Source organism: Chitinophaga sp., from assembly GCF_035564935.1.
Lineage (GTDB): Bacteria > Bacteroidota > Bacteroidia > Chitinophagales > Chitinophagaceae > Chitinophaga.
Genome location: NZ_DATMTE010000923.1, coordinates 1 through 7,420, shown reverse-complemented (window position 1 = coordinate 7,420; position 7,420 = coordinate 1). Strand labels below are relative to the sequence as shown.

Genomic DNA, 7,420 nt, shown 5'->3' with positions numbered 1-7,420 from the left:
CAAAAATCTTTTCCTGTGGGAGATATAGAGCAAAGGTGGAGAAGCCGTTAATCAGTCCGTCGTGTTTTATGCACGGGCTTCCCTGTATGTTTCCCAGCCACCAGCCGTATCCGTAACCGGTAAGATCGCCGTTATTCAGCCTGTACGGGGTTTGGGCTTTACGGAGACTTTCTTCGTGAATAACTTTCCCTGCTGTTAATGCCCTGTTCCAGGTATATAGATCTTCAACAGTTGAAAGAAGGGACCCGGCTGAATAGGGTTGCGTCATACTCAGGTAATTGGCATTCCTGTATAGTTCATTGTCCCGCTGATATCCGCTGGCACGGCCGGGAATCACTAAAGCGGTATTGTCGTAGCCGGAATTTTTCATTCCCAAAGGCTTAAAAAAGTGTTCAGTGATATATTTTTCATAGGACATACCGGAAACCAATTCAATAATATAGCCCAATAGTACATACCCGTTATTATTGTAACGGAAACTGGCGCCGGGTAAAAAGTCCACCGGCCGGAGCTTGAAAGAATCTATCAACGCCTGTGGTGTAAAGTCCTTTTTCCTTGTTTCCGGCGTCCATGCCCCTGCGCCTGTATTTATTCCCGAGGTATGCGTAAGTAAATGCTCAATAGTAATGCCCCGTGCGGGATAATCCCTGATAAATTCAGTCACTTCACTTTGGAGGGATAATTTTCCTTCTTCCGCCAGTTTGAGGATAGCGCAGGCTGTAAATTGCTTGGTGATAGAACCTATCCGGAATATATGACCGGGTTTTAAAGCCACATTTAATTCAAGGTTGGCCTTACCAAATGCCTTTTTGTAAATGATCTTATTTGCCTTCGCCACCAGCACGGCCGCTCCCGGCCCCTGGGAAGGAAATGCGCGGGTTAATACCGCATCTAATTCTTTTTCCGGGCTTTGTCCGAAGCAATGGCTGGTTAGTATGGAAAGCAAGGTGATTATAAATATTTTTTTCATAGCGTTTAAATTTATCCGGTAACAACAGGCACAAAGCCTCCATAACGGGTTGTACCCGTTAGTTTTAACTTGTGGCTGCATTAAGGGGGAAGAGAAAACTTATAGCGGCGGGAATAGTGGTGGCGCCGCGTCCTTTCTCCAGGCAGGCAGGAGTTTTGCCGGCCTGGAAAGGGTGGATACTATCACCAGCACAGCGCATGGACCTATTTCTATTTCCTTCTATTTCCGATGCAAGAGCATTCCTGGGCTGCAGGTTTGCCGTGGCGGCTTTATGGAGGTCTACTTTTTCCTCACCATCCGCCTGAGCACAAAATAGGAGATCAGTAAACTAAGTCCTAAAAAGAAGAGTACCGCAGCGGGCAGTACAAAATCTTTTATTCCCCCGATTTCAAGTGATCTTAAAAAGCTGCCTGTTACTACTCCCAGTGCGATACCAATACTCACGATACCCAGCAGTAAAATGAATAACAGGTAATTTGTGCTTTCTTTAAAATAATCGGGAGGCAGCCCTCTTTCAATAATGGTCATTCGTTCTTTATACCTGGTTGTGAAATAGTAATAACTTATTCCAAAAACAACAAGGGATATAGCAATGAACAAGGAGGCGGACGTTATTTCCATGACTATATTTTTAGATATTTTTGAGTTCCTATAATAAGACTCCCAAAAGGTGAAAGTGGTCACCGGAATGTGACCACTTTCATCCGCATGTAGTCTAAATCATTACATGGCAGCCCAAAGAGAAAATAAACAGGAAAAAGATTTATGGAATAAAGCCATACATGGCGATCTGAATAGTATTGCCCAACTGGTTAATACTTATAAGGACTTTTCCTATACAATTGCCATGTCCGTTGTTGCAAATAACGAGGATGCCGAAGAAGTGGTACAGGACGCTTTCCTGAAAGCATTTGCCTCGCTGGATAAATTCAGGCAGGCATCAAAATTCTCTACCTGGTTATACCGTATCGTTTACAACACTGCTTTAACGAAGCGTAAAAGCAGGAGAGTGCCTGTCATTAGTATAGATCAATCGCCGGTGGCGGCAGAGGATGCAACCACGGAAAATCAGGGATGGGATTTACTGAAAGATACAGAAAGAAAAAAATATGTGGCCCTGGCACTGGGCAGGTTATCGGTAGAAGACCGGCTGGTGCTTACTCTTCACTATATTGAAGAAAAGAATATTACCGAAATATGTGAAATACTCGGCGCCGGTAAATCTGCCATCAAAATGCGCCTGCTGAGGGGGCGTAAGCAACTGGAAACGGAATTAGCACTATTGTTACACCAGGAAACAAGGAATTTACTATGAAACATAATAAAGCACTGGAAGATAAACTCAGGGAGATCCTGAAAGAAGAAGGGATGGAAAAGCCGACGGATTTTTTCTCCGGCCAACTGGTACGGGCTGTTGTTCAGCAACAAAAGAACAAGGCGGCCAAGGGTTTTAAAGTTGAAACATGGCTGGGTAAATTTATCCTGGGCCTGCTTGTTCTGCTGCACTTTTTGTTCCTTTACCGTTTGAATACCCTGAGGGAACAGCCGGTGTTATTCTTCTCCATTGTTGCGTTTATTGCAGGTACATGGGGAGTAATTGTCCTGATCAGGAAAATTCTACCAACCGGAGCAGGACGCCTCTGACCGGAAGGCATAACAGGCATCAGGGTAAATTCATAAAGTATAAAAATTCCGGTTTTACTGCTGACATAGGGTTGTCACTTGGGCAGAATAGCTTTGTGTTATTCTAAACCAAATGTGATCAAATATGATTTTTTCTTCCATCCGGATTATTACAGCTAATATCAAACAGCTGGTTTCTTTTTACGAGAAGGTTACCGGAACACCATTCAAATGGTATACTGATGATTTTGCGGAACTACGAACACCTCTTGGTACGCTCGCAATAGGCAGTACACGCACCCTGTCCTTGTTCGGGGGCGACGAAATTGCCGGTGCCGCCAGCAACAGGTCTGTTATCATTGAATTTCAGGTTGATGACGTTGACAGCAAATATCAGCAGCTCAGCGGTATACTTGGTGAGGAAGTGGTGCAACAACCCACAACTATGCCCTGGGGCAATCGTTCACTACTATTCAGGGATACAGATGGTAACCTGGTCAACTTCTTTACTCCCCTGACACAGGAAGCTAAAGAAAGAACCGGAGCGAAAATATAAAGAAAACCATCTTTGCTAAAGATGATTTAGGTGTTAGTCACTGAAAAACTACGGGTTATAAAACCTTCTGTTGTGTAATGCGTCAAAAAGAACGGGCACTTTTTGGCTGCGTTATATAATAGAGGGTTTTGTATTTAACCGGCTGCCGGCTTCGAACTTACGCTTAACAGGTTTAAAGCCAGGTGGAAAAGATGCAACCAATGAAAGCATAGTTTTGAACTTGTTCTAACAGATTTAAAGCCAGGTGGAGAAGGTGCGACCAACGGAAACATAGTTTCGAACTTGTCCTAACAGATTTAAAGCCAGGTGGAAAAAATGCAACCAATGAAAGCATAGTTTCGAACTTGTTCTAACAGATTTAAAGCGGCTTACAAGCATAACAGTTTGATAACCCTGCCGCATCCCCCTTTATTTTTTGTAATTTTATCAGGGCAAAAAATCTTTGTTTCTTTCATACCCATATCCAATATACTTCCATATGTTGCCTTTTGAAATGCTGCACCAGGAATTTGATCCTCCTGAAGAGTTACAGGATACCATAAAGTGCTTTTGGTATAACCGGAGAGAAGTTGGATCATCGCAACCAGCTTTTGAAGTGATACCTGATGGCCACGCTGAGATTATTTTTTTCTTCGGAAGTCTCAGCAGCATTTCTGTTAACGGAGATTTGCAACCATTGCCATCTCCATTTATGATGGGGCTACTCGATCAACCGGTTGTTTTCCACACGGAAAAACGCCTGGAAATTATTGCTGTCAGGTGTTTTCCCTGGACGGTGTTTGATTTACTCGGGCTACCGTCCGGCAAAAACGCGGTACACATATTTGAGCATCCTATTGCCCGGCTTCAGTTGCCGCTGGCGAAGTGTATAGGAGTTGGTAAAATAAACGAAGCGCTTGCACTGGTAAAACAGTATTTCCTGGATGCACGGTCGCAGATTGCTGCCGACAGTATGCTATTCAAGGCGGGAGTGGCCATGAGAAAAGCAAATGGTACCATCCCGGTAAGCCAGGTAGCCGCAGCAGCTCATGCAACGGTTCGTACACTGGAAAGAAAGTTCAAGCAATCTTCCGGCTACACCGTTAAAGACGTGTCCGGCTTGATGCGCTTTGAGCAGGTACGAAATAAATTATGGCATTCACCGGATTCCAACCTGGCTGGCTTAGCTCATGAGTTGGGCTATACGGATCAAGCTCACTTAAGCAGGGAGTTCAAACGCTACAGTGGTACTACGCCGGCAGCATTCGCGCGAAAAGCAAAAAAAGGGAAACAGGCTGTAACCAACGATTTTGTCGCGTTTATACAAGCCTGATGCGGAGGGATTCCGGAATTTTGTGTTTCAATCATCAAATATGAATGTAACACCTGGAAGAAGGCACTCCGCACAAAATCATACTATTTACGATGTAATTATTTCCGGCGCAGGTCCGGTAGGTTTGTTCCTTGCCTGCGAACTGGCCCTGGCCAAATGTGCTGTACTGGTGCTGGAAAAAACGGAAGATCCCCAATCGCCATTAAAACAATTTCCCTTCGGGATACGGGGCCTCTCCGCTCCAACTATTGAAGCGCTTTACCGTCGTGGATTACTAAACGAGCTTGAGGTACATAAGCGTCTTAAAAGTCCTCACCAGAACGCTGTGCAGGGACCACGCCGCCAGGCCGGGCACTTCGCCGGCATTCCATTCCTTGAGGGTAATATTGATACCGCGCAATGGACATATCGCCTGCCCAGTTCTACAGACGCGAGTTTGATTTCTGAAATGGGAGAACTTGAATCCATACTGGCCCGCCGCGCAGCAACCCTGGGCGTTGAAATTAAGCGTGGGCTTGCCGTTACCGGCTTTCATCAAACCGCCGGAGAGGTGATTGTTCAGTCGGGCGACCGGTCTTTTAAAGGTAAATGGCTGGTGGGTTGCGACGGCGCCCGCAGTATTATCCGCAAAACGGGCGGGTTTGAATTTGCCGGTACAGAGCCGGAATTTACCGGTTATTCTGTCCAGGTTGACATTGCAGATCCTGAGAAACTTAAGCCGGGCAGGAATGTTACGCCTAAAGGTATGTACCTCCAATCCCAGCCAGGTTACCTGGCGATACAGGACTTCGATGGCGGGGCGTTTCACAGTTCAGACAAACCCATCACACTCGAACATGTGCAGGAGGTATTACGCCGGATATCGGGCACCGATGTTACTCTCAGCGCCCTGCATGTTGCAACCACCTGGACCGACCGTGCAAGGCAAGCTACCAGCTATCGCAACGGACGTGTACTGCTGGCTGGCGACGCCGCACACATTCATTCGCCGTTGGGTGGCCAGGGGCTTAATCTTGGACTGGGCGATGCCATGAACCTGGGATGGAAACTCGCTGCAACCATCCGGGGAAAAGCTCCTGAAGAACTGCTGGACAGCTACTTTACCGAACGGCATCCAATTGGCGCACAGGTGCTGGATTGGTCCCGCGCCCAGGTTTCCATCATGAAACCGGATCCATCTGCACAGGCATTGTATGCCATTTTCCGCGACCTTATGAATACACGCGATGGCGCCACTTATTTTGCAGCAAGGGTATGGGGCATTTTTACCCACTACAACACCGGTGGCACCCATCCCCTGGAAGGCCATAGCGTTCCCAATTTTGAGTTCCGCGACGGCGCCACCATCGGCGATTTAATGCACGATGGCAAAGGGATACTGCTTGACTTTAACGGGAACGATTCACTTAAAGCCTTAGCCGGTGAATATGGCAACCAAATCAGGTATGTTTCAAACACCGCAAAAAACCAGTTAGGAGTAAGTGCTGCATTAATACGTCCGGATGGCATTATTGCCTGGGCTTCGGACAACGACATAAATTATGGCGAACTCCAAAAGGCTGCTGCCCGATGGTTTACCTGTAATGCGGACGTTGAAAAAGCCGGTAGCTATTCCAAATAAAAAACGGGGCTCCCAATAACGGCTGTGAAAACTGCCTGAACGATAACCAACCTCCATCATAAATAAACCAGGGGCTGATCAATGTTGATCAGCCCCTGGTAAAGCAGCTCGCGCTGTATAATAACGTTTTAATGCCTTGGTTTATCCTCCGGCATCAGCCATTGATTAAGCATATTGTCTGGCGCCTCCAATACAACTTTGTAAAAAGCGGAAGGATATGCTTTAATATCGATCCATGCATGCTGATCTGCTACCGGAACTTCTCCCACCAGTTGATATTTATCTGCTGTTCCAGTTTTAAAATCATTGGTAGTAGCCAGCCATACTTTTACTTTACCAGTTGACTCCAGTGCTTTCCAGGTGATATCAAGGTGGCCCTGCACGTAGTTAACGGCAGCCTGTGCAATGGATACGTTACCGATCAAAGGCGTTCCGTCCAGCTCCCGCTGAACGTCCAGAGGGATCTTTATATCCATGAACCGGCTGATCATCGGCATGATGTCAACAATGGCCGGGTTGTAGCGTTTTGAATAGGTATTCAACGGTTTGTAATTGGTTACCATCCATGTGGTGCGCTGTCTTGGTGACTGCCCGCCGTGTCCCTTTCCGGTTTTTTCGTCCCTTCCATGATCAGTGGTGATAACCAGCAACCAGTCTTCCTTAAATTTACTTTCCCGGTATTCAATGGCCGCATTCAGCCGGCCTATCTGATCGTCCAGCATTTTAACCGCTCTTTCAAGTTCGGGGCTATCACCATGCATATGTCCCATATCATCAGTGTATTCAAGATAAACCCACGACAGGTCGGGCGCATTCTTACTGATTGTTGCCGCAGCTTCCGTTATTACTTTCTCATCGATCTTATGCATGTACTGGCGCTCACGGTCGTGCCTGTAGTTAGCGGTGTCCAGCTCGTAGCCGTCGTAATACCAGTCAACTTTCAGGTTACCGGCTGCGGGCAGTTCGTGTCCCAGCAATTTTGTGCGGTTATCCTGCCAACTTGAAAAAATGGCTGTTTTTTTATTGGGATACTGTGCTTTGAATAAGCGGAATACATTCTGATAGTTATAGTTAGGCGCTTTAATATCGTTATCCGGCACATTATGTTTATTTACCCAGGTACCTGTGAGCAGGCTATTGTACCCAACCGCCGAGATGGTCGGCGTTTCATTATAGGTATCCTTATCGCCCCCAACGTGCATGCGGGTATAACTACCCTTGTCTATGATCTTTTTAAAATGGGGGAGATTTAAACGCTCCATCACATCAGCAGGGATTCCATCTGCTATTACAAAAACCGTCTTTTTGATATGCTGTGCATATATACCTGTCTGAAAA

At 46.3% G+C, this 7,420-nt stretch carries 9 protein-coding genes; 5 read left to right on the top strand and 4 right to left on the bottom strand.

The features are described from left to right. The 3 genes from VN105_RS24170 to VN105_RS24160 all read right to left on the bottom strand — a co-directional run. Positions 1–970 (bottom strand): serine hydrolase domain-containing protein (locus tag VN105_RS24170; protein ID WP_325645065.1); only part of this gene is annotated, 970 nt, incomplete at its 3' end. Between the two features lie 64 nt (positions 971–1,034). Continuing rightward, positions 1,035–1,169, bottom strand: a complete 135-nt coding sequence (locus VN105_RS24165; protein ID WP_325645063.1) for a hypothetical protein — start codon at positions 1,167–1,169, stop codon at positions 1,035–1,037. An 80-nt stretch (positions 1,170–1,249) separates the two neighbouring features. Continuing rightward, entirely contained in the window at positions 1,250–1,591 is a 342-nt protein-coding gene (locus tag VN105_RS24160; protein ID WP_325645061.1) for a DUF6249 domain-containing protein, read from the bottom strand. A 106-nt stretch (positions 1,592–1,697) separates the two neighbouring features. Between VN105_RS24160 and VN105_RS24155 the strand changes: the two genes are divergently transcribed. The 5 genes from VN105_RS24155 to VN105_RS24135 all read left to right on the top strand — a co-directional run bounded on the left by VN105_RS24155 (position 1,698) and on the right by VN105_RS24135 (position 6,082). Continuing rightward, a complete protein-coding gene (locus tag VN105_RS24155) occupies positions 1,698–2,285 on the top strand; it encodes an RNA polymerase sigma factor (protein ID WP_325645059.1) in 588 nt (195 codons plus the stop codon). Continuing rightward, entirely contained in the window at positions 2,282–2,614 is a 333-nt protein-coding gene (locus VN105_RS24150) for a hypothetical protein (protein ID WP_325645058.1), read from the top strand. The genes VN105_RS24155 and VN105_RS24150 overlap by 4 nt, the downstream gene beginning before the upstream one ends. Positions 2,615–2,738: 124 nt before the next feature. Further along, entirely contained in the window at positions 2,739–3,149 is a 411-nt protein-coding gene (locus VN105_RS24145) for a VOC family protein (RefSeq protein ID WP_325645057.1), read from the top strand. A 478-nt stretch (positions 3,150–3,627) separates the two neighbouring features. After that, on the top strand, positions 3,628–4,461 hold the full coding sequence (locus VN105_RS24140; RefSeq protein ID WP_325645055.1) for a helix-turn-helix domain-containing protein: 834 nt from the start codon (positions 3,628–3,630) through the stop codon (positions 4,459–4,461). 40 nt (positions 4,462–4,501) lie between these two features. Next, positions 4,502–6,082, top strand: a complete 1,581-nt coding sequence (locus VN105_RS24135) for an FAD-dependent monooxygenase (protein WP_325645053.1) — start codon at positions 4,502–4,504, stop codon at positions 6,080–6,082. Between the two features lie 128 nt (positions 6,083–6,210). Here VN105_RS24135 and VN105_RS24130 read toward each other — a convergent pair. Beyond that, a partial coding sequence (locus tag VN105_RS24130; protein WP_325645051.1) for an alkaline phosphatase family protein occupies positions 6,211–7,420 on the bottom strand: 1,210 nt, incomplete at its 5' end.